The organism is Mycobacterium uberis, from assembly GCF_003408705.1.
GTDB classification, from domain to species: domain Bacteria; phylum Actinomycetota; class Actinomycetes; order Mycobacteriales; family Mycobacteriaceae; genus Mycobacterium; species Mycobacterium uberis.
The window spans coordinates 241,014-262,645 of the sequence record NZ_QAYL01000001.1 but is presented as its reverse complement, the minus strand read 5'-3'; the positions used below and the strand labels follow the sequence as shown (position 1 = coordinate 262,645).

Sequence of the window (21,632 nt, the reverse complement as noted above, 5' to 3'; positions counted from 1 at the left end):
TTGATCGTGCCCGTCATCAGTTTGAGTACAAGGGTTGCTACAATCAGTATCGGTGTGATAACTCCATTGACGTGTCTACATTTACCCATAAAGAACCGACATTACATACTACCACAGTACTGGCCTCTCCACATTGATACCGTTATCGGAATCACAGGACCTTGACCTGCCTCCGAAGCGCCCTCAAATTTGGTTCTTTCGGTAACGTTACACGAGATGCATTATACCTCAATAGTCTTAGTTATCCAGCGTTCGTATCGATATGGGGCGTAAGCCAGATCAAGATCAAACCCATGTCCTGCCGTACTGTCGGTACTCTACCGGCGATACGCTCGATAACCTGGCTATTTTCACGGTGACATTATACTACAAATACGGTGGATACTGGACTACTGGTCATCACCGAAATCTCGCGACTATAGCGGATACATATAGCGTTGGAACGCGCACAGAAATAGCGATGCTTACGCTAATGTTCATAACCACCTATCAGACCCACTTGATATACGTGAAAGGCTTGTATGGTCGCCGTCTCCTCTGCTCATGATACCGTCCACGAAGTAATCATCATTGGTTCCGGTCCAGCCGGCTATACTGCTGCTATCTATGCTGCTCGCGCACAGCTGAGACCGCTAGTGTTTGAGGGCACCTCGTTCGGCGGAGCTCTGATGACCACCACTGAGGTTGAAAACTACCCTGGCTTCCGCAACGGCATTACAGGCCCGGAGTTGATGGGCGAGATGCGCGAGCAAGCGCTACGGTTCGGCGCAGACTTGCGGACCGAAGACGTCGAATCGGTATCGTTGCGTGACCCAGTCAAATCGATCGCTACCACTGAAGGACAGACTTATCAAGCTCGCGTTGTCATTCTCACCATGGGTGCTACGGCGCGTTATCTACAGGTCCCTGGTGAGCAAGAATTGCTGGGCCGTGGTGTGAGTTCGTGCGCAACCTGCGACGGGTTCTTCTTCCGTGATCAAGACGTTGCCGTCATTGGCGGGGGTGACTCAGCAATGGAAGAAGCCCTCTTTTTGACCCGGTTCGCCCGCAACGTCACACTCGTGCACCGCCGCGACGAATTCCGAGCTTCCAAAATTATGCTTAATCGCGCCCGCGACAACAACAAGATAAAATTTATCACCAACTATAATGTGGTCGCGGTAAAGGGAGACACAACAGTGACCGGATTGCGGTTGTGCGATACCGTAACGGGATCAGAAATCACATTATCGGTAACCGGTGTTTTCGTCGCAATTGGTCATAAGCCACGTTCAGCACTGGTACGCGATGTCGTTGACGTCGATCCAGACGGTTACGTTCTGGTAAAAGGACATACAACGAGTACATCACTCGACGGGGTCTTCGCGGCCGGTGACCTGGTGGACCGTACCTACCGACAGGCGGCCACAGCCGTGGGTAGTGGTTGTGCCGCAGCGATTGACGCCGAGCATTGGTTGGCGGAGCATACTTGATCAGAAGCCGATGCTGCAACAACAGCGACAACCAAAAAACATTGACGGTACCGACACGTTGATTAAAACACCACGATGACTGACACCGAGGACATCGGGGCCATAATGGAAGTTTTCCGATGCATCCTTCTCCATAAACGTCTTATCTAGCAATAATCCTGTGTTAGTTAACTTTTAGACAACATGGCGTGGACCCTGCAAAATAGTAGCGCCGATACTCGAAGAAGTTGCTGCTGAACAGCGGAACTGGTTAACCGCCGCCAAGTTAGATGTAGATACCAACCCAGAAACGGTACACAAATTCCAGACCGTATCAATACCTACAATAATCCCGTTCAAGGATGGTTAGCCCGTGAAGCGCATCGTCGGTACTAAGAGTAAGGCACTTTACTGCGTGAACTTTCCAGCGTGGCGCCTAACCTCAATTAGCCTTATATAGTTCGTTACAAAACACAGTTCGTTGCAAAACGGCTGCGACTAGCCTGGGGTTTCCCGAAATCTACAAAGATCTGCGACAATACTGATTAATTGTTGTGCATCTGTCAACATGTCAGTTAGCCTCGGAGGGCCTTTGGTATGTCGAGTCTGCGCCGCAAAGACGACGACGCGTTGCGCTATGGTGACCGAAGCGCCGCTGTCACCGAGATTCGGACCACGCTGACTGCTCTGGGGCTCCTGGACAGTGCCAACGACGACCTGACAATTAGCAAGCATGTAGCACTCGATTTGTTCGATGCGCAGCTCGATCGTGCAGTGCGTGCCTTCCAACAACATCGTGGGCTACTGGTGGACGGCGTTGTTGGCAATGCCACCTACCGAGCGTTGAAAGAGGCTTCCTACCGACTTGGTGCTCGCACGTTGTATCATCAATTTGGCGCTCCATTGTACGGCGATGATGTTGCCACGCTGCAGGCCCGACTACAGGACCTCGGTTTCTATACCGGTATGGTCGACGGACACTTTGGATTACAAACTCACAACGCATTAGTTTCCTATCAGCGTGAATATGGGCTTGCTTCCGACGGAATTTGCGGCCCAGAAACCTTGCGTTCCTTGTATTTTCTGAGTTCGCGGGTTACCGGTGGTTCGCCGCACGCTATTCGGGAGGAAGAGCTTGTTCGTCTATCCGGGCCAAAACTGTCAGGCAAGCGGATCATCATTGATCCAGGTCGCGGCGGCACAGACCATGGTCTGATCACTCAAGGACCAACTGGATCTATTAGCGAAGCAGATGTATTGTGGGACTTAACATGTCGACTCGAAGAGCGAATGGCCGCTATTGGGATGGAAACATTTCTCTCTCGGCCGACTAATCGCAACCCATCGGACTCGGAACGTGCTGCCATCGCCAATAACGTTGGCGCAGACTTGATGATCAGCTTACGCTGTGAAACTCAAGCCAGTCCTGCTGCTAATGGTGTAGCTTCTTTCCACTTCGGCAACTCGCATGGGTCGGTTTCCACTATCGGCCGTAATCTTGCTGATTTCATTCAACGAGAGGTGGTGGCTCGAACGGGTTTACGGGATTGTCGGACGCACGGTCGGACCTGGGATCTACTGCGACTGACTCGAATGCCGACTGTTCAAGTCGATATTGGTTACATTACTAACCCACGCGATCGTAAAATTCTAATCGGAACACAAACCCGTGATGCCATCGCCGAAGGTATTCTCGCTGCGGTTAAACGACTTTACTTACTCGGCAAAAACGATCGACCTACCGGTACATTCACCTTCGCCGAGTTGCTTGCCCACGAACTATCAGTGGAACGAAGAAGCAGACTTGGCGGCTCCTAACATTCGAAGCCTATGTTTGAGCCTTTTAAAGCCTTGTTGACCGTAACTCCAGCCACGACCAACTGTTGTAGTTGAACGTTCACTAGTAAACGCTCCAAAGCAGCTTCAACCTCGGCTTTCCATTCAAGACCCTTATCCAGCTCAAGGCGCAATCGAGGGAAATAATAGTGCGGCGCAACGACAACGAAACCGACGTCTTTTAAAACGTCGGCGGCGATGATGCAATGGTTGACCGAACAGTTACCAAGAGTCTCCAGTACTGGCTGGATATCGGAGGTTACTGTTCGAGGATCTTGTAACTCGGTGACCGCTTCGGTGCGACCGAAAGCCTCCAATGCCCGGACTCCACGCCGAACCAACTCATCGATAACCCGGCCGATAAGACTCTGCGACAAATCGGCGGTGACTTGCCCAGGTTCAATACCCATCGAAGTCAAAAGCACGGCATCAGCAGATACCGGAGCAGTAGGAAACCGATGTGCCCGTGGTACCATCTGTGGTGGAGCATAAAGCACATACCCTAAGCACTGCAGCTCTAAGTGGCTGAGAATGTCTGACTGGCTACGTTCATCCGGAATTGCCATTGCAACCTGACCACACGAACCCCACTCCAACATCACCATCGATAACCAGGCTTCCTTTTCGAATTCAGGATCAACAAGGTGGTCTCGGTTGCCCAAAGTCGTAGGATCGACTTCCCAAAAAACACAGTGGCGTACGTGCTTGGGGAGTTGCTCGAAAGCTTCAAGTCGTAGCGGTGCAATTCGAGCAGACACTAGTCTCTTGACCTCCGTGCGCTACTGCTTTCACTAATTCCGCTTTTATACGGGCGACCACTTGACCCGCATCGTCGCAAAGCGCCAACACTCAGTTTTCCTCCGGCTGATATACACGAACAACCTTTACAGGATAAAAGAATCTGTTGGTATCGGACTAGTGTTGACGTCATTAGTTGAGTTGATGCGCCAGAATAATTTTGGCATTATCACAGTTAACAACTGGTTTTCGAAATAACTTACCACACAAAAATTTCTACTGAACTACACTACCCACGACAAGTTGTGCACAGCGGAGAATCATTACGGTGTCGCAGTAACATAATTATAAAGCACATGCTTATTTATGTCTTATCTGCGATCATCACGTTGATAATGCGCTGTAGATCATCAACTGAACCAAACTCCACCACAATCTTCCCTTTACGTTTACCAAGGTTCACCGTCACCTTAGTGTCGAAAACATTCGACAACCGCTCAGTGATATCTTGCAGACCCGGCATATGAATTGATTTACGTCGCTGTGGCGCTGACGTAACCACTTTCTTGGCCTCATGATTAGCCAACGTGACCGCTTCTTCGGTGGCTCGTACCGATAAGCCCTCAGCAACGATCCGACTGGCCAATTCTTCTTGGGCTTCAGGACCAGCTTCTAAAGACAGCAGTGCGCGAGCATGACCAGCAGACAACACACCCGCCGCCACTCGACGCTGAACTGGGATTGGCAGCTTGAGTAACCGAATCATATTGGTGATCAACGGTCGAGAGCGGCCGATCCGAGACGCCAACTCGTCATGAGTTACCTCAAACTCATCGAGCAGTTGTTGATAAGCCGCTGCCTCTTCCAACGGGTTTAATTGTACCCGGTGGATGTTCTCTAACAGTGCATCGCGCAGTAGATTTTCATCGCCGGTCGCGCGTACGATAGCTGGGATAGAGTTTAAACCCGCTCTTTGGGCCGCTCGCCAACGTCGTTCCCCCATTACGATTTGATACCGCACACCAGTCTGAGATCTGTCTACTGTCCGCACCACAATCGGCTGCAGCAAGCCAAATTCGCGAATGGAATGTACCAATTCGGACATCGCTGCATCATCGAATACCTGCCGTGGTTGACGAGGATTCGCCTCAATGTCGCTCGGTGCAATTTCGCGATACACTGCACCCATCGCATCGGTATCTTGCGTAGCTCCCCCAATTAACACATCGGCGGCCGTATCCCCAATCTGTGGGCCATTAATCGCCGGTCCAGAATCAACACCCGCGGGACTGGTAGGAATCAACGAAGCCAAACCCCGCCCAAGACCACCTTTCTTACGCAACGGTTGAGTCATGTTCGTCCCATTACGGATGGTGGCTGATCGCGATTGGCAATTTCTCGGCTTGCATCAAGATAACTCATTGCCCCACGTGAACCAGGATCATAATCAATGATAGTCATGCTATAACCCGGGGCTTCCGAAACTTTAACACTGCGCGGAATTACTGTCCGTAACACCTTTTTTCCGAAGTATCGACGAACCTCCTCGGCCACCTGATCAGCGAGCTTCGTCCGACCATCATACATCGTAAGTATTACAGTGGTCACCTCCAACTGAGGATTGAGGTGGGATTTGACCATATCGATATTGCGCATCAACTGCGATACACCTTCAAGTGCGTAGTACTCACACTGAATCGGAATCATCACTTCCGGTACCGCAACAAGTGCGTTTATCGTCAATAATCCCAGCGATGGTGGACAATCAATAAAAACATAATCAAAATCAAAATCGTCGAGCTCAGCCAAAGCAGTACGTAATCGATTTTCCCGCGCTACCATACTTACCAATTCGATCTCGGCACCTGCTAAATCAATTGTGGCTGGAACACAAAACAACCGTTCGCTATGTGGACTATGTCGCAAAGCGGTCTGCAACGGGACTTCACCGATAAGTACCTCATATGATGATGGTGTACCTGATTTCCGGTCATTGATGCCAAGTGCTGTACTGGCGTTACCTTGGGGATCTAAATCGATGACGAGTGTCTTAAGTCCTTGGATTGCTAATGCTGCAGCAAGGTTAACGGCAGTGGTGGTTTTCCCTACTCCACCTTTTTGGTTTGCAATAGTGAATAATCGCTGGTGTGGTGGACGACGCAACGGGTCATGTGTGGTGTGCAAAACCCGCATGGCTCGTTCTGCTGCAGCACCAATTGGGGTGTCAAGTTCGTCCGTTGTTTCACATGAAACATTCATTCTGATAACACGCTTGGCGTTATAATGCGATCTTTGTCTAAACACCGTTATCGACGACGTCCCCCGTACTTTATCCGACAACAAAGTCGATTGTTCAATAAAATTAGCCGACGGTAAAGCCAACAAATCAACCCGACTTCGGAGAGGACTCATCGCATCCTCCTGTCTTTCACGCGTGCTGCCTTACATTATACCAATCATTCACATCCTGTCAGGATTTGAATTATGGATACACGCAAAAACTCTGCATCACACATTATCTTGACATCAATAACGCTCGATACAACTATCACACGCCGGTTTTGATGTATCTCGTTAGAAACACACTACACTATCTTTAGATTGCAAACATCCATCTACCCAAATTTAACGACGATATACTCCACTGTGCCAACTTATTCAAGACCGCCACTGCTCATAGCATTACAACATCTTTCTCATCAAATTCAATCACACATCCACAACTCTGTAGTATTATCATGGACAACCTTTAATTTGGATTTAAACCTAGGTACTACATTAAAGAATAGCCCTACATTACAATACTCACCCTGACTCCAATATTGACTATCAGACCACCAGGATCAAGAAATTTCAATCACTGCTGTGCTATTAATATAGATATTAATATAGAAACTAATTTAGTTTCATGAAATTCAATTACTTTACAATTAATTCTTTATCTTTACAAATTATATCAATATACTGCTAAGCCATAACAAAAATAACTTGTTAAGGTGATACCTAACAGCTTTCTAACTAAACCCTAAACCCACCACTAAATTACGTCCACGACAAAAATATCACACTATAGATTTAGAGATCGACACGTTTCACGTGAAACACTCTACTATAGATTTAGAGATCGACACGTTTCACGTGAAACACTCCCTGAAACCCAGACAACGATATCATCGCACCCAGCTCAGCCAAACCTACAATCACCACTAATCATGTAGAACCACCACCCGGCGTGTTGGTTCCTCACCTTCACTTTTGCTATGTACTCCAAACACCGCAGCGACAGCATCGTGCACGATCTTCCGCTCAAACGGTGTCATCGGAGTCAATTCTTCACGTTTGCCAGTCTCAAGTACCCGTCGCGCCACCTTACTGCCCAATTCAAACAATTCTTCCCGACGTCGACGTCGCCAACTCGCAATATCAAGCATCAATCGACTCCGAACACCAGTTTTCTGGTGTACCGCTAACCGGGTAAGTTCTTGCAAAGCATCAAGCACTTCCCCAGTACGTCCAACTAATTTATTCAAGTCGTCACTTCCATCGATGCTAACCGCAGCCCGAGTACCCTCGACATTTAAATCAATATCACCGTCAAAATCTAATAAATCCAATAATTCTTCCAAATAATCACCAGCAATTTCACCTTCTGTAACTAACCGCTCTTCAAGATCATTTAACTCATCAAGATTAACACCTACCGTTAGCTCATCCTCTGAAAAACTCTCCACTAACGTTTGTGTATCCAGTTGTACATCAAAATCATGCTCGGTAATTTCAGCGTCAGTCATAACTTTACTCTCTCTCATCCACGATCCATACTCTATTTAAGTCACTCTACGGATCGAAATCACTCTACAGATCGGTAAAGCTCTAACATCTTAATCAACGTTTACGTCTTTTCGGTCGTACTCCAGAACGCAAAGTGCGAATAATCGAACTATTACTGCAACTGACCCGATCTGACTCATCCACTGGAACAGCCGTCATCTCTACTTCAACCACCCGATCGGTAGCTTTCATCTTTCCAGACTCAGATTCTGTATTATCACCGGTTACCGTACTACCCTTTAAAGAACCGTTAACGCTTGTCGGCACTGTTTTAGTGGTGCGTTTCGGTTTAACACCTGGCATTGGTGCGTTGGCAGCCCGACGCTGAATAGTCTGCAGTTTCCTGATCTCATCTTCTTTCTCAATCATAGCAAACACGTAATGTTGTTGACCAAAAGTCCAAATGTTGTTGGAAAACCAGTATAAAATTATTGCTAACGGAAGAAATGGGCCACCGACAACCACACCGAGTGGAAACACATATAACGCAAACTTATTCATCATCGCAGTCTGCGGATTCGTCGCCACCTCCATGCTTTGCCGTGCCACCGAAGCGCGACTATTAAAATAGGTAGCAATACCAGCCAAAACCATCACTGGAACACTAACTAAAATTACTGCCGGGCGATTGAACTCGGTGAACGCATCCAACCCAGAACGTTGCGTCATATATGCTCCAATTGGAGCACCCCACAGGTTAGCGTCCAGAAAATACCCCACGTCAGCTGGGGTAAACATATAATTACCGGTCATCCGGTTCTCAATCACTGACATGTAGGACTGGCCAAAACCTCCAGTCGTGCGGTTAAAAGACCGCAAAACATGATAGAGTCCCAAAAATACTGGTATCTGCGCAAACATCGGCAAACATCCTAAAACTGGGTTGAATCCATGCTCGCGTTGCAGCTTTTGCATTTCAAGCGCCATACGCTGACGATCTTTGCCATACTTTTTTTGCAGCACTTTAATCTGTGGCTGTAATTCTTGCATCTGCCGAGTGGTACGGATCTGACGCACGAACGGTTTGTAAAGCAGTGCTCGCAAGGTAAACACCAGAAACATAACCGACAGCGCCCATGCGAAAAAATTCGATGGACCTAACACCGCGGCAAACAGCTTATACCAGACCCACATAATCCACGACACTGGGTAGTAGACGATATCGAGACTGACAGGATCAAATGACAACAAACTCACCCTTCCCTAGAGTCGTCCCGGCAGTTCAGCCGTTCCAGTCGACACCCCGGTATTGGATCCCATCCTCCTCGATACCACGGCCCGCACTTGGCCAACCTGGCCATTGCCAACCAACCACCCCGAATCAAGCCATACTCAGTCAAAGCATCAACAGCATATTGACTACAAGTTGGAACAAAGCGACATGTCGCCGGTCGTAGCGGCGACATTACATACCGGTAAAATTGAATCAGGAAAACCAATCCACGCACCACAGTCCTACTCGTGCCACAAATCCCCTTGTACACTGGTGCCAATCGGGTCACCGGTCTGTTCCTGCCATCTCAAGAGCACGTCGCAAACCATTTCGCAACTGCTGTGCTAGCCATGCCGATGACACATTCCGACTACTCGGCAATGCACGAATCACCATCTGATCGGTTTCGCCCATTTCCTTTAATATGGCCCGAGAGACATGCCTTAGTCGACGCGCCACTCGATGGCGCTCAACAGCGGAACCCACTGGTTTAGCGATAATCAACCCAACGCGGGGAACTCCCGCCTCACCCCTATCACACCCTCGCCGAACATGAACAATGACGTCAGGCTGTACCGTACGCAACCCATACTTCACCGTCGCATTGAACTCTGATGACCGCCTCATGCGGTTGCGCGCAGGAAGCATCGCTAAAAAACCTGTCGTTCAAACTCAGGCAGTTAACACACGGCGACCCTTACGACGCCGATCCGAAACAATCGACCGACCAGCGCGAGTACGCATCCGGAGCCGGAAGCCATGAACACGAGCTCGACGCCGGTTATTTGGCTGGAAGGTCCGCTTGCCCTTGGCCACGGTACTCTCCTCGTTGTGTCCGGCATCACTTCTAGCAATGCCATACGACCGCCCGCACTTCGCAAGCACATTTCAGTCGCTATATAATCTTACTGCTGGCCTGTGCAATCGCCGGGAACACAAACCTGGGTTGCACAACCACATCACCGACTTTCGCCGCGACTGTTTGAGGGTACTGATGAGCCATCGCCGGGTCAAACCTAACTTGCCTCAACGAGCAGACTCAAACGTTGAGTAAGCCATTTCTCACCCTATAAAGAGCTACCGCACAATCTTGGCTGTAACCTCAACAAACCCCCCAAGAACCGGACTCAAATACAACACAACGGTTGGCAGCCAGACAGAAAGCTGTTAACTTCAAACAACGCCGTTTTGAGATCGGGACGACTAGCGACAACGAAGTAAGGATGGCCGATCGACTAGCTACCTAAACAACCTGCGCGGGTTATCTCCGGTACGGAGATCACGAGCCGCCGGCAATAGACCACAACCCGCTTGCCATCGTCATGTCCACACTTGTGTGTAAATTATGTGGACAGTTGTTTTGCTGCAGACTGCTTTTATGCCTCGACCCGGAAAGCCCGAAATTACGAGAACCAGAGAGATACGTCGTTGGTCGATGACCCTGGTCTAGGCTTCAGTGCGGTCTGGAACGCTGTTGTCTCCGAACTCAACGGCGAATCCAACGAAAACAACGGAGTCAACAACGACAACGTCCTTGTCACTCCACTAACTCCTCAACAAAGAGCATGGCTAAACCTTATTCAGCCACTCACCATCGTCGAAGGATTCGCTCTTTTATCGGTACCTAACAGCTTTGTCCGAAATGAGATTGAACGTCATCTGCGCACGCCGATCACCGACGCACTCAGCCGTCGACTCGGACAACAGATACAACTCGGGGTCCGCATCGCACCGCCCTCTGCCGATAACGTTGACGACAATTCCATCTCACGTACGGAATCCATCCCACCAACCGAAATCGCTCCAGTTGACGATTACACTACAGACGCCGATAAAAGTTACGGAGAACCACTTGCGAGCAGACACCAGAGTTGGCCGGCCTACTCCACCGAACGTCCACGTCATATTGAATCAACCGCCGCAGGAGGCGCCAGTCTCAACCGCCGTTACACCTTCGAAACATTCGTTATCGGCGCCTCGAATCGATTCGCACATGCCGCAGCGCTAGCAACCGCAGAAGCACCAGCCCGAGCTTACAACCCCCTCTTCATTTGGGGTGAGTCAGGTCTCGGCAAAACACATCTGTTACACGCCGCTGGCAACTACGCACAGCGGCTGTTTCCGAGCATGCGAGTCAAATACGTCTCCACTGAAGAATTCACCAACGACTTCATCAACTCACTTCGTGACGACCGCAAGGTTGCGTTCAAACGCAGCTACCGTGACGTCGATGTGCTACTCGTCGATGACATCCAATTTATCGAAGGCAAAGAAGGTATCCAAGAAGAATTCTTCCATACCTTCAACACCTTACATAACGCCAATAAGCAAATCGTTATTTCGTCTGACCGACCACCAAAACAGCTCGCCACCCTCGAAGACCGATTAAGAACTCGGTTCGAGTGGGGGCTTATTACCGACGTGCAACCCCCTGAACTGGAAACCCGCATCGCCATCCTGCGTAAAAAAGCACAAATGGAACGCCTCGCAGTGCCTGACGATGTCCTCGAGCTCATCGCTAGCAGCATTGAACGCAACATCCGCGAACTTGAAGGAGCTCTCATCAGGGTCACCGCGTTCGCCTCGCTAAACAAGACTCCAATCGACAAGGTATTAGCGGAGATCGTGCTGCGTGACTTAATTGCAGACGCCAGCACGATGCAAATCAGCGCGGCAACCATCATGGCAGTCACCGCTGAATACTTCGACACCACCGTCGAAGAACTTCGGGGACCCGGAAAAACCCGAGCGCTGGCTCAGTCACGTCAAATCGCAATGTATCTGTGCCGTGAACTCACCGACCTCTCACTGCCCAAGATCGGCCAAACATTTGGCCGTGACCATACCACAGTTATGTACGCACAGCGGAAGATTTTGTCCGAGATGGCCGAACGGCGCGAAGTATTCGATCACGTCAAGGAACTCACCACCCGCATCCGACAACGGTCCAAACGCTGACTCTCGATACATAACATGTACATCTTCCAGAAAAAAATTTCTTGTACGCAACGTCACACCAGTCACATCCCCAAAGATGTGTACACTACTGTGGATAAGCCGGGTATACCAACATACAATAATCCTGATTCCGTGCACACACCATAGTTGATCCACAGCAGTGAATCGCATACTCCTCAATGATTAACACTAACATCCACACCTACTCAATCTGCTAGCTGCAACAAGATTCACTATCCCCAACATTCACACCCCTTAATACTGATACTGAAATCTTTACATTCTTCTCAGTTGAAAAACGATGTTGGGGATGTTGCGGCGTACAAGATGTCCCAACACGACAACAACCGTAGTTGTCACTACCGTTGTTTAACTTTTAAGTTGGAGCTCGAAGATCTATGTTGTTCTTCGACTGTCGTTGCGAACGTCACGACACACTACGTGTCACCGACGCTCACTGCGGGGGCCCACGCTAGCGGGGAGAAGCTAGCCGCTAAATTTCAATGATTCTTAAGTGAAGGGACTCCATGAACCCAGCCACGACCGATACGGGTTTCAACGGCTTAAAATTTCGTTTAGCACGCGAGTCATTCGCCGACGCAGTATCGTGGGTAGCAAAAAATTTACCCACCAGACCAACGATACCAGTATTATCCGGCGTACTATTAGCCAGCTCTGGTAACATCTTAACGATTGCCGGGTTTGATTATGAAGTCTCTGCCGAAGTACAGATCGCTGCCGAAATCATTTTTCCTGGAAAAGTTCTAGTATCTGGAAGACTATTATCAGATATCACTCGAGCACTTCCAAATAAACCGGTTGATTTCTATGCGAATAATAATAGGGTAGCGTTAACTTGCGGAAATGCTCGGTTTTCATTACCGATGATGGCGGTTGAAGACTACCCCACATTACCTATATTACCAGACAAGACTGGAACGTTACCGTCAGATTTATTCGCCGAAGCAATCGGCCAAGTTGCTATTGCTGCCAGCCGCGACGACACACTACCAATGTTAACCGGCATTAGGGTCGAAATCTCAAATAACACGATGATTTTAGCCGCCACCGATAGATTCCGTTTAGCTATCCGTGAGCTAACATGGTCGGCATCATTGCCAGATCTCAACGTGGCAGTTTTAGTGCCGGCCAAAACATTAGCAGAAGTTACCAAAGCTGGAGTAAATGGCTCTGATATTTGTTTATCATTAGGTTCTGGAATTGGTGTCGGGAAGGACGGGTTGCTCGGTATCAGTGGTGACGGAAAACGCAGCACCACTCGACTTCTTGACGCTGAGTTCCCAAAATTCCGACAATTATTACCAACTGAGCATACTGCGGTAGCCACCATCAACGTAGCTGAGTTAACCGAAGCTATCAAGTTAGTGGCGTTAGTTGCTAATCGTGGTGCGCAAGTGCGTATGCAATTTGGTAACGATATGCTGCACCTTTCCGCCGGTGCCGACGATATAGGCCGAGCCGAAGAAGATCTTGCCGTAGATTTTGTCGGTGAACCAGTTACTATCGCATTTAACCCCAGCTATCTAATCGACGGACTTACATCGATACATTCAGAACGAGTATCATTTGGTTTCACAACACCGGGTAAACCCGCATTGTTACGTCCAGCATCTAATGATAATATTCATTTAACACAAAGCGGTCCATTCCCCGCGTTATCAACCGAATATGTATACTTACTTATGCCAGTTCGGTTGCCCGGATAAGTGTACGTCCGACATTTAGGGCTACGTGACTTTCGGTCTTGGGCTCATACCAACCTTGAACTGTGTCCAGGACGGACAGTTTTCGTCGGTTCTAATGGTAACGGTAAGACGAATCTTATTGAAGCACTATGGTATTCAACTACCTTAAGCTCACACCGAGTGAAGACTGATGTACCGTTAATCAGAACAGGTACAATCCGGGCCATAGTGTCAACGATCGTCGTAAATGAAGGTAGAGAATGCGCAATTGATCTAGAAATTATGGCCGGGAAAGCAAATAGAGTACAATTAAATCGTTCACCAGTGCGTAGTATGCGCGAGGTAGTTGGAGTATTACGAGCGGTGTTATTTGCTCCCGAAGATTTGGCGTTAGTTAATGGTAATCCTGCAAGCCGACGTTGTTATTTAGATGATTTAGCTACTGTACACCGACCAATGATTGCTACAGTGCGTACTGATTATAATAAAGTGCTGCAGCAACGTACTGCATTATTAAAATCTATCACGGCAACACGGTATCGAAATAATCAAAGTGCGCTAGACACTCTCGACGTGTGGGACGCTCAGTTAGCTAAACATGGTGCCAAGTTGATGGCTGCGCGTATCAATTTAGTGAACCAATTGACACCAGAAGTAGAAAAAGCATATCAGTTGTTAGCACCAGGATCGCCTGTTGCATCGATCAGTTACCGCACTAGCCTAGAAACCAGAGGTATGGTAAGTATTAGAGACAGTGACTGTAGTTTGTTACAAGCTGATCTGTTAGCCGCGTTAGCGACGTGTCGGAGCATAGAGTTGGAACGTGGTGTGTGTCTGGTTGGTCCACATCGCGATGACCTTGAGTTAAGACTCGGTGACCAACCTGCTAAGGGTTTCGCCAGCCATGGAGAATCATGGTCGTTGGCGGTGGCGCTACGGTTAGCAGCCTATGAGTTATTGCGTACCGATGGTAGCGAGCCCGTGTTATTACTTGACGACGTGTTTACTGAACTTGACTTCGCCCGTCGTCGAGCATTGGCAACAGTAGCAGAATCGGCAGAACAAGTATTAGCAACCGCAGCAGTATTGGAGGATGTTCCCATGGACTGGGACGCTAAACGGGTGACTATCAATTTACGTGACAGTGATTCAGGACGAGTATCAATGGTGCAACCATGACTAAATTTGACGAATCGCAAGACTGTATGAACACTAAACCACCGAACACGTTAACAAACGTCGACTTGGTTAAACATACTTTTGAAAAAGCTCGTGCTGCAGCCCATGTACAGGGAAAAAACGTCGGTTACAGGCGCGTATTATCTCCCGTTCCGCGTCATATTGCAAGTCAACGTTGGAGCTGGTCGGGGTCGGGACCTGATATTCGTGACCCACAACCTTTCGGCAAGATAGTGCGTGACCTAACGAAAAAGCGTGGTTGGTCTGCGCAGGTTACTGAGGGCACAGTATTTGGTCAGTGGGCATCTGTGGTGGGTAAACAAATTGCCGATCATGCGTCCCCTATCGAACTTAACGATGGCGTACTCAGCATAGTAGCCGAGTCAACAGCTTGGGCTACTCAATTACGGATAATGCAGACACAGCTTTTAGCCAAAATCACAACAGTTGTTGGTAAAGGTGTGGTAGTTGCATTAAAAATTACTGGTCCAGTCGTACCGTCATGGCGGAAAGGACCTCGGCATATCGCGGGTAGAGGGCCACGCGATACTTATGGTTAACTAAGTACCGGCTCAGAGCCGTCGAAATGAAACGGATATATATATATAGCTGATGTCGGATAGGTACGTTCCATGAATAAAGATGTTAAACACATAATACGACCAGATAGGCAGAGACATCTTTGGAAAATCGATGTTAATAATCGATCACGGTAGGATAGATGGAGTGCGGCCGCTGTAGTGACTGAACTACTCGAATGCAACCCCAAGGAGAGTGTACAGACCGTGGTTGTTCAAAAGAAAACCCAAAAGGAGTATGGTGCTGCATCGATCACCATTTTAGAAGGGCTGGAGGCCGTTCGTAAACGTCCCGGTATGTACATCGGGTCAACTGGTGAGCGAGGTTTACACCATCTGATATGGGAGGTAGTAGACAATTCAATAGATGAAGCTATGGCTGGTTATGCCACGCAAGTTGATGTGCGTTTACTTGACGACGGTAGTGTCGAAGTCGCTGACAATGGTCGTGGTATTCCAGTGGCAATGCATGCCACGGGGGCACCAACTGTTGATGTTGTTATGACCCAATTACATGCTGGTGGTAAATTTGGCGGCGAAGATAGTGGATATAATGTCAGTGGTGGTTTACACGGAGTAGGCGTGTCAGTGGTTAATGCATTGTCTACTCGACTTGAAGTTGATATCAAACGTGACGGGTATGAGTGGTCACAATTTTATGATCGTGCTGTACCAGGAATTCTCAAACAGGGTGAGGTTACTAAAAAGACGGGAACGACGATCAGGTTTTGGGCAGATCCTGATATTTTTGAAACTACTGAATATGATTTCGAAACAGTGGCACGTCGGCTTCAAGAGATGGCGTTTTTGAACAAAGGTTTGACGATTAATTTCGTTGACGAGCGAATAAAGCAAGACATAGTTGTAGGCGAAGTCGTTAGCGATACGGCTGAGGTGCCTAAAACTGCAAAAGAAAAGACGGCAGAGTCAAATTCGCTGTATAGAGCCAAAAGCCGAACTTTTTACTACCCCGGTGGTCTAGTAGATTTCGTCAAGCATATTAACAGAACTAAAAATCCGATTCAACAAAGTATTATTGATTTTGATGGTAAAGGCGCTGGTCATGAGGTCGAAATCGCAATGCAGTGGAATGGTGGTTATTCGGAGTCGGTACATACCTTTGCAAATACGATTAACACCCATGAAGGGGGTACCCATGAAGAAGGTTTTCGCAGCGCTTTGACTTCGGTAGTGAACAAGTACGCTAAAGATAAGAAATTACTTAAAGACAAAGACCCTAACCTAACAGGTGACGATATCAGGGAAGGCTTAGCAGCAGTTATTTCAGTTAAAGTCAGTGAGCCGCAGTTCGAAGGTCAAACTAAGACCAAACTAGGTAACACCGAAGTTAAGTCATTTGTGCAGAAGGTTTGCAATGAACAACTTAGCCATTGGTTTGAAGCAAATCCTGCAGATGCTAAATTGGTTGTTAATAAGGCGATATCTTCTGCGCAAGCTAGAATTGCGGCACGTAAAGTACGAGAATTAGTGCGTCGTAAGACTGCTACCGATCTTGGTGGGTTGCCAGGAAAGTTAGCCGATTGTCGTTCTGCTGATTCGCAAAAATCGGAACTTTATGTAGTAGAAGGTGATTCGGCTGGAGGTTCAGCAAAAAGCGGACGTGACTCGATGTTTCAGGCAATCCTTCCGTTGCGTGGCAAGATTATTAACGTAGAAAAAGCACGTATTGATCGGGTGTTGAAGAACACTGAAGTCCAAGCGATTATTACGGCATTGGGTACCGGGATTCATGATGAGTTCGATATCGCTAAATTGCGATACCATAAAATTGTATTGATGGCCGACGCTGACGTCGATGGTCAGCATATTTCGACGTTATTGTTAACCTTGTTATTTCGGTTTATGCGACCGTTAATCGAAAATAGACACGTATTCTTAGCGCAGCCACCTCTTTACAAGTTAAAATGGCAACGCAACGATCCAGAGTTTGCCTATTCTGACCACGAACGCGATGGCCTACTAAATACTGGATTAAAAGCTGGCAAAAAAATCAACAAAGAAGATGGAATCCAACGTTACAAGGGTTTAGGTGAAATGAATGCTAAAGAGTTGTGGGAAACCACAATGGACCCGTCAGTACGAATCTTACGTCAAGTTACTTTAGATGATGCAGCAGCTGCCGACGAGCTGTTCTCCGTCCTAATGGGTGAGGATGTCGATGCACGCCGTAGCTTTATTACCCGTAACGCCAAAGATGTTCGTTTTCTAGATATTTGATCGATCCAAAACAGAAAAATTCTAATGCAAACAAGGAACTAGATGACTGATACTACGTTGCCACTTAGCGATGAAGCTGGTAACCGCATTAAGCCAGTCGACATTCAGCAAGAAATGCAACGCAGCTACATTGATTACGCGATGAGCGTGATCGTGGGCCGAGCGTTGCCTGAAGTTCGTGATGGTCTCAAACCGGTGCATCGTAGGGTATTGTACGCGATGTCCGATTCGGGATTTCGTCCAGATCGTAGCCACGCTAAGTCAGCACGATCGGTCGCTGAGACGATGGGCAATTATCATCCGCACGGTGATGCATCCATTTATGACACTTTGGTACGAATGGCTCAGCCATGGTCGTTACGATATCCGTTAGTGGATGGACAGGGTAACTTTGGTTCACCAGGTAACGACCCGCCAGCGGCTATGCGTTATTGTGTTTCTGGAAATACGTTAGTGCGGTTGCCTTTTGGTAAGTCGATGAAGATTAGTGACATAGTTGCGGGTGTTCAACCCAATTCAGACAATCCAGTTGAGTTGAAAGTTTTAAATCGACATGGCAACCCTGTTGTGGCTGAACGTCTGTTCCACTCAGGCGAACATCAAACTTATACCGTGCGTACCACTGAAGGTTATGAGGTTACCGGTACGTCGAATCATCCTTTGCTGTGTTTAGTAAATATCGGTGGAGTGCCGACACTATTGTGGAAGTTAATTAAGGAAATTCGATCCGACGACTACGTCGTTTTGCAACGGACCCCTCCGGTGGAGTTCGGTTTGGTGGATTGGAACGACGTAATACAAACATTATTGTTTGTAGCTGCTATCAGAGAAAGTTTAGTATCTGAGTTTTATGTTGAATTCAATAATCTCGATTATGGTTGTTTTATCATAATCGTTAATGAGTATGATGTGGTTTTGTGTGGTCAGCATCATATATTATCTTGGACCAACGCTTCGAGATCGAAACAACTCAAGTTCGACATTCATAGTATTATTGAATCTAAGAAGACAGAATCTAATGACTTGTACGGACAACAGTTTGCGGACAAGTTGGTTCCCGATTGGTTGTGGTACTCTTCCGCAGCCATTAAACGAGTTTTTCTTCAAGCATTGTTTGAAAGTGACGGATCATGTTTTAAATTACCGTGTGATACAGTTCAGATTTCTTACTCAACGTGTAGTAAGCAGTTAAGCATTGATGTTCAGCAAATGTTACTTGAGTTCGGGGTTGTGTCTGAACGTTACCGTCATACGAACGGTGAGTGCGAAATCATCATCACTAATCGTACCCAAGTCGAAATGTTTGCTACCCAAGTCGGTTTTGGCGGTACTAAGCAAACTAAACTCATTAAAATTTTGGATTCCATGCCTCCTCATACCGGTATAGACACCGATCATGTACCAGGTTTGGCCAATTTTATTCGTAAACATTGTGTTAGCAATCATTGGGTTGACAAAAAGTGGTTCAACCAACGTGGTATCAACCATATCCAGCGCTGGCATACGAACAGCACTGAAATTTTATCGCACATCGTAGATCCTGATGTACATGCCATCGTGACCGACCTTACTGATGGCCGCTTTTACTATGCGCACGTAACTTCGGTAACTGACGCTGGTGTGCAGCCTGTGTATAGCTTACGCGTAGATACCGAGGATCACGCATTTTTAACTAACGGATTTATCAGCCACAACACTGAAGCTCGGCTTACTCCGTTAGCGATGGAAATGTTACGCGAAATCGACGAGGAAACAGTCGATTTCATGCCTAATTATGACGGCAGAGTACAGGAACCGACTGTACTACCAAGTAGGTTTCCCAACCTATTAGCTAACGGTTCTGGCGGTATTGCAGTCGGTATGGCAACTAATATTCCGCCACATAATTTACGTGAGCTTGTTGATGCTACATCTTGGTGTCTGGAACACCACGATGCTGATGAAGAAACAACGTTAGCTGCCGTCATGGAGCGGATCAAGGGTCCCGATTTCCCCACCGCTGGATTGATCGTCGGATCTCAAGGTATCGTCGATGCCTATAAAGCCGGCCGCGGTTCCATCCGAATGCGTGGAGTCGCTGAGGTGGAAGAAGATTCGCGTGGTCGAACATCGTTAGTCATCACTGAACTGCCATATCAAGTCAACCATGATAATTTTATCACCTCAATCGCTGAACAGGTCCGCGATGGCCGGCTCATTGGTATCTCCAACGTTGAAGACCAAGGCAGCGATCGAGTAGGTGTGCGTATCGTCGTCGAAATCAAGCGCGATGCGGTAGCTAAGGTTGTGTTAAACAACCTCTACAAGCATACTCAATTGCAAACTAGCTTTGGTGCCAATATGCTATCGATCGTCAATGGCGTGCCACGCACATTGCGGTTAGACCAGATGATCCGTTATTATGTTGAGCACCAATTAGACGTCATCATCCGGCGTACGACTTATCGACTACGCAAAGCTAACGAACGGGCCCACGTTTTGCGTGGATTAGTCAAAGCACTGGACACATTGAATGAAGTAATTGCGTTAATTCGGGCATCACGAACTGTGGATATCGCCCGGATTGGATTGATTGAATTACTCGACATCGATGACATCCAAGCTCAGGCTATTTTAGACATGCAGCTTCGACGTCTGGCAGCGTTGGAACGTCAACGTATTATCGATGACCTGGCTAGAATTGAAGCTGAGATCGCTGACCTGAAAGACATCTTGGCCAAACCAGAACGACAGCGCGGCATTGTACGCGACGAATTGACCGAGATCGCAGAAAAGTACGGCGATAACCGTCGTACCCGAATTATCGCAACTGACGGCGATGTTAACGATGAAGATTTAATCGCTTGTGAAAATGTCGTTATCACTATCACTGAAACTGGATATGCCAAACGCACTAAGACTGATCTTTACCGCAGCCAAAAACGCGGGGGGAAAGGTGTTCAAGGCGCCGGACTAAAACAAGACGATATTGTCCGACATTTTTTCGTGTGTTCAACCCACGATTGGATCCTATTTTTTACTACTCAAGGTCGGGTTTACCGAGCTAAAGCCTACGAGTTGCCGGAGGCCTCTCGGACAGCACGTGGCCAGCACGTGGCTAATTTGTTTGCGTTCCAACCCGAGGAGCGCATTGCCCAAATTATTCAGATCCGTGGTTATGAAGACGCTCCATACTTGGTACTCGCCACGCACAACGGTTTGGTTAAAAAATCCAAATTGACTGATTTCGATTCCAACCGTTCAGGTGGGATCGTGGCGATTAATCTGCGAAATAACGATGAACTGGTCGGTGCGGTATTGTGCGCGGCAGATGATGACCTGCTACTGGTATCAGCTAACGGCCAGTCTATCAGATTTTCGGCTACTGACGAAGCGTTGCGTCCAATGGGACGGGCCACCTCCGGTGTCCAGGGTATGCGGTTTAATGCCGACGATCGGTTGTTGTCGTTGAATGTGGTTCGTGCAAATACCTACCTGCTTATCGCAACGTCCGGAGGCTATGCCAAACGCACCGCGATCGAAGAATATCCAGTACAGGGTCGTGGTGGGAAAGGTGTCCTTACTGTCATGTACGATCGCCGACGTGGAAGTTTGGTCGGTGCCGTCGTTGTAGATGAAGATAGTGAACTGTACGCGATCACTTCTGGGGGAGGAGTTATTCGTACAACAGCACGCCAAGTCCGGCAAGCAGGACGCCAAACTAAGGGTGTTCGATTGATGAATTTGGGTGAAGGTGACACATTGTTAGCTATTGCGCGCAATGCTGAAGAAAGCACCGGTGACAATATTGAGGATGGTGATAATGTTGAGGAATAGAGCATCTAATTTTTTTGGAGGCTATAGCAATGCTTAATCTGACTAGACATAATGCTACTGCCATTGCCCGGGCGGCCAAGGCAGCAAT

The 21,632-nt window shown here is 47.9% G+C and carries 16 protein-coding genes and 1 pseudogene; 9 read left to right on the top strand and 8 right to left on the bottom strand.

Features of this window, described 5'->3' with window-relative positions:
* Positions 1-521 precede the first annotated feature (521 nt).
* The 3 genes and pseudogenes from trxB to MUBE_RS01130 all read left to right on the top strand — a co-directional run bounded on the left by trxB (position 522) and on the right by MUBE_RS01130 (position 3,269).
* Positions 522-1,472 carry a thioredoxin-disulfide reductase gene (gene trxB, locus MUBE_RS01140; RefSeq protein WP_116539147.1) on the top strand — a complete coding sequence of 317 codons (951 nt, stop codon included), beginning with the start codon at positions 522-524 and terminating at the stop codon, positions 1,470-1,472.
* A gap of 133 nt (positions 1,473-1,605) precedes the next feature.
* Positions 1,606-1,901 (top strand): annotated as a pseudogene (locus tag MUBE_RS01135) (thioredoxin domain-containing protein).
* Between the two features lie 147 nt (positions 1,902-2,048).
* Positions 2,049-3,269, top strand: a complete 1,221-nt coding sequence (locus tag MUBE_RS01130) for an N-acetylmuramoyl-L-alanine amidase (RefSeq protein WP_116539146.1) — start codon at positions 2,049-2,051, stop codon at positions 3,267-3,269.
* Here MUBE_RS01130 and MUBE_RS01125 read toward each other — a convergent pair.
* From MUBE_RS01125 to rpmH, 8 genes are all read right to left on the bottom strand, one after another.
* Positions 3,266-4,045: an acetyltransferase gene (locus MUBE_RS01125; RefSeq protein WP_116539145.1), complete on the bottom strand. Its 780-nt coding sequence runs from the start codon at positions 4,043-4,045 to the stop codon at positions 3,266-3,268. The two genes, MUBE_RS01130 and MUBE_RS01125, sit on opposite strands and share 4 nt — an antisense overlap.
* Before the next feature lie 344 nt (positions 4,046-4,389).
* A complete protein-coding gene (locus MUBE_RS01120; protein ID WP_116539144.1) occupies positions 4,390-5,379 on the bottom strand; it encodes a ParB/RepB/Spo0J family partition protein in 990 nt (329 codons plus the stop codon).
* A complete protein-coding gene (locus MUBE_RS01115) occupies positions 5,376-6,284 on the bottom strand; it encodes a ParA family protein (protein ID WP_243632750.1) in 909 nt (302 codons plus the stop codon). Before MUBE_RS01115 ends, MUBE_RS01120 begins: the two co-directional genes overlap by 4 nt.
* Positions 6,285-7,231: 947 nt before the next feature.
* Complete coding sequence (locus MUBE_RS01110) at positions 7,232-7,816, bottom strand: Jag family protein (protein WP_116539142.1); 585 nt, start codon at positions 7,814-7,816, stop codon at positions 7,232-7,234.
* Between the two features lie 94 nt (positions 7,817-7,910).
* The gene (gene yidC / locus MUBE_RS01105; protein WP_424399010.1) at positions 7,911-8,990 is read right to left on the bottom strand and encodes a membrane protein insertase YidC; all 1,080 of its coding nucleotides are present in this window, start codon (positions 8,988-8,990) and stop codon (positions 7,911-7,913) included.
* A 59-nt stretch (positions 8,991-9,049) separates the two neighbouring features.
* Positions 9,050-9,358 (bottom strand): membrane protein insertion efficiency factor YidD, encoded by a 309-nt coding sequence (yidD, locus tag MUBE_RS01100; protein ID WP_116539140.1) that lies wholly within the window; start codon positions 9,356-9,358, stop codon positions 9,050-9,052.
* Complete coding sequence (rnpA, locus tag MUBE_RS01095) at positions 9,355-9,717, bottom strand: ribonuclease P protein component (protein ID WP_116539139.1); 363 nt, start codon at positions 9,715-9,717, stop codon at positions 9,355-9,357. The genes yidD and rnpA overlap by 4 nt, the downstream gene beginning before the upstream one ends.
* Positions 9,718-9,741: 24 nt before the next feature.
* Complete coding sequence (rpmH, locus tag MUBE_RS01090) at positions 9,742-9,885, bottom strand: 50S ribosomal protein L34 (protein ID WP_082082461.1); 144 nt, start codon at positions 9,883-9,885, stop codon at positions 9,742-9,744.
* 612 nt (positions 9,886-10,497) lie between these two features.
* On the opposite strand from rpmH, the gene dnaA reads away from it, so the two are divergent.
* The 6 genes from dnaA to gyrA all read left to right on the top strand — a co-directional run bounded on the left by dnaA (position 10,498) and on the right by gyrA (position 21,544).
* On the top strand, positions 10,498-12,027 hold the full coding sequence (gene dnaA, locus MUBE_RS01085; protein ID WP_116539138.1) for a chromosomal replication initiator protein DnaA: 1,530 nt from the start codon (positions 10,498-10,500) through the stop codon (positions 12,025-12,027).
* Between the two features lie 527 nt (positions 12,028-12,554).
* A complete protein-coding gene (gene dnaN / locus MUBE_RS01080) occupies positions 12,555-13,754 on the top strand; it encodes a DNA polymerase III subunit beta (protein WP_116539137.1) in 1,200 nt (399 codons plus the stop codon).
* The gene (gene recF / locus MUBE_RS01075; protein ID WP_116539136.1) at positions 13,755-14,912 is read left to right on the top strand and encodes a DNA replication/repair protein RecF; all 1,158 of its coding nucleotides are present in this window, start codon (positions 13,755-13,757) and stop codon (positions 14,910-14,912) included.
* A complete protein-coding gene (locus MUBE_RS01070) occupies positions 14,909-15,472 on the top strand; it encodes a DUF721 family protein (protein ID WP_116539135.1) in 564 nt (187 codons plus the stop codon). The genes recF and MUBE_RS01070 overlap by 4 nt, the downstream gene beginning before the upstream one ends.
* A gap of 225 nt (positions 15,473-15,697) precedes the next feature.
* Positions 15,698-17,728 (top strand): DNA topoisomerase (ATP-hydrolyzing) subunit B, encoded by a 2,031-nt coding sequence (gene gyrB, locus MUBE_RS01065; RefSeq protein ID WP_116539294.1) that lies wholly within the window; start codon positions 15,698-15,700, stop codon positions 17,726-17,728.
* Between the two features lie 42 nt (positions 17,729-17,770).
* Complete coding sequence (gene gyrA, locus MUBE_RS01060; protein WP_116539134.1) at positions 17,771-21,544, top strand: intein-containing DNA gyrase subunit A; 3,774 nt, start codon at positions 17,771-17,773, stop codon at positions 21,542-21,544.
* Positions 21,545-21,632: the final 88 nt, after the last annotated feature.

Excerpts from the sequence above, each read along its gene's own strand:
- MUBE_RS01120 (WP_116539144.1), bottom strand. The coding sequence starts at position 5,379 with ATGACTCAACCGTTGCGTAAGAAAGGTGGTCTTGGGCGGGGTTTGGCT.
- yidC (WP_424399010.1), bottom strand. The coding sequence starts at position 8,990 with ATGTGGGTCTGGTATAAGCTGTTTGCCGCGGTGTTAGGTCCATCGAAT.
- MUBE_RS01115 (WP_243632750.1), bottom strand. The coding sequence starts at position 6,284 with ATGAATGTTTCATGTGAAACAACGGACGAACTTGACACCCCAATTGGT.
- dnaN (WP_116539137.1), top strand. The coding sequence starts at position 12,555 with ATGAACCCAGCCACGACCGATACGGGTTTCAACGGCTTAAAATTTCGT.
- MUBE_RS01070 (WP_116539135.1), top strand. The coding sequence starts at position 14,909 with ATGACTAAATTTGACGAATCGCAAGACTGTATGAACACTAAACCACCG.
- trxB (WP_116539147.1), top strand. The coding sequence starts at position 522 with ATGGTCGCCGTCTCCTCTGCTCATGATACCGTCCACGAAGTAATCATC.
- gyrA (WP_116539134.1), top strand. The coding sequence starts at position 17,771 with ATGACTGATACTACGTTGCCACTTAGCGATGAAGCTGGTAACCGCATT.
- rnpA (WP_116539139.1), bottom strand. The coding sequence starts at position 9,717 with ATGCTTCCTGCGCGCAACCGCATGAGGCGGTCATCAGAGTTCAATGCG.
- MUBE_RS01130 (WP_116539146.1), top strand. The coding sequence starts at position 2,049 with ATGTCGAGTCTGCGCCGCAAAGACGACGACGCGTTGCGCTATGGTGAC.
- MUBE_RS01110 (WP_116539142.1), bottom strand. The coding sequence starts at position 7,816 with ATGACTGACGCTGAAATTACCGAGCATGATTTTGATGTACAACTGGAT.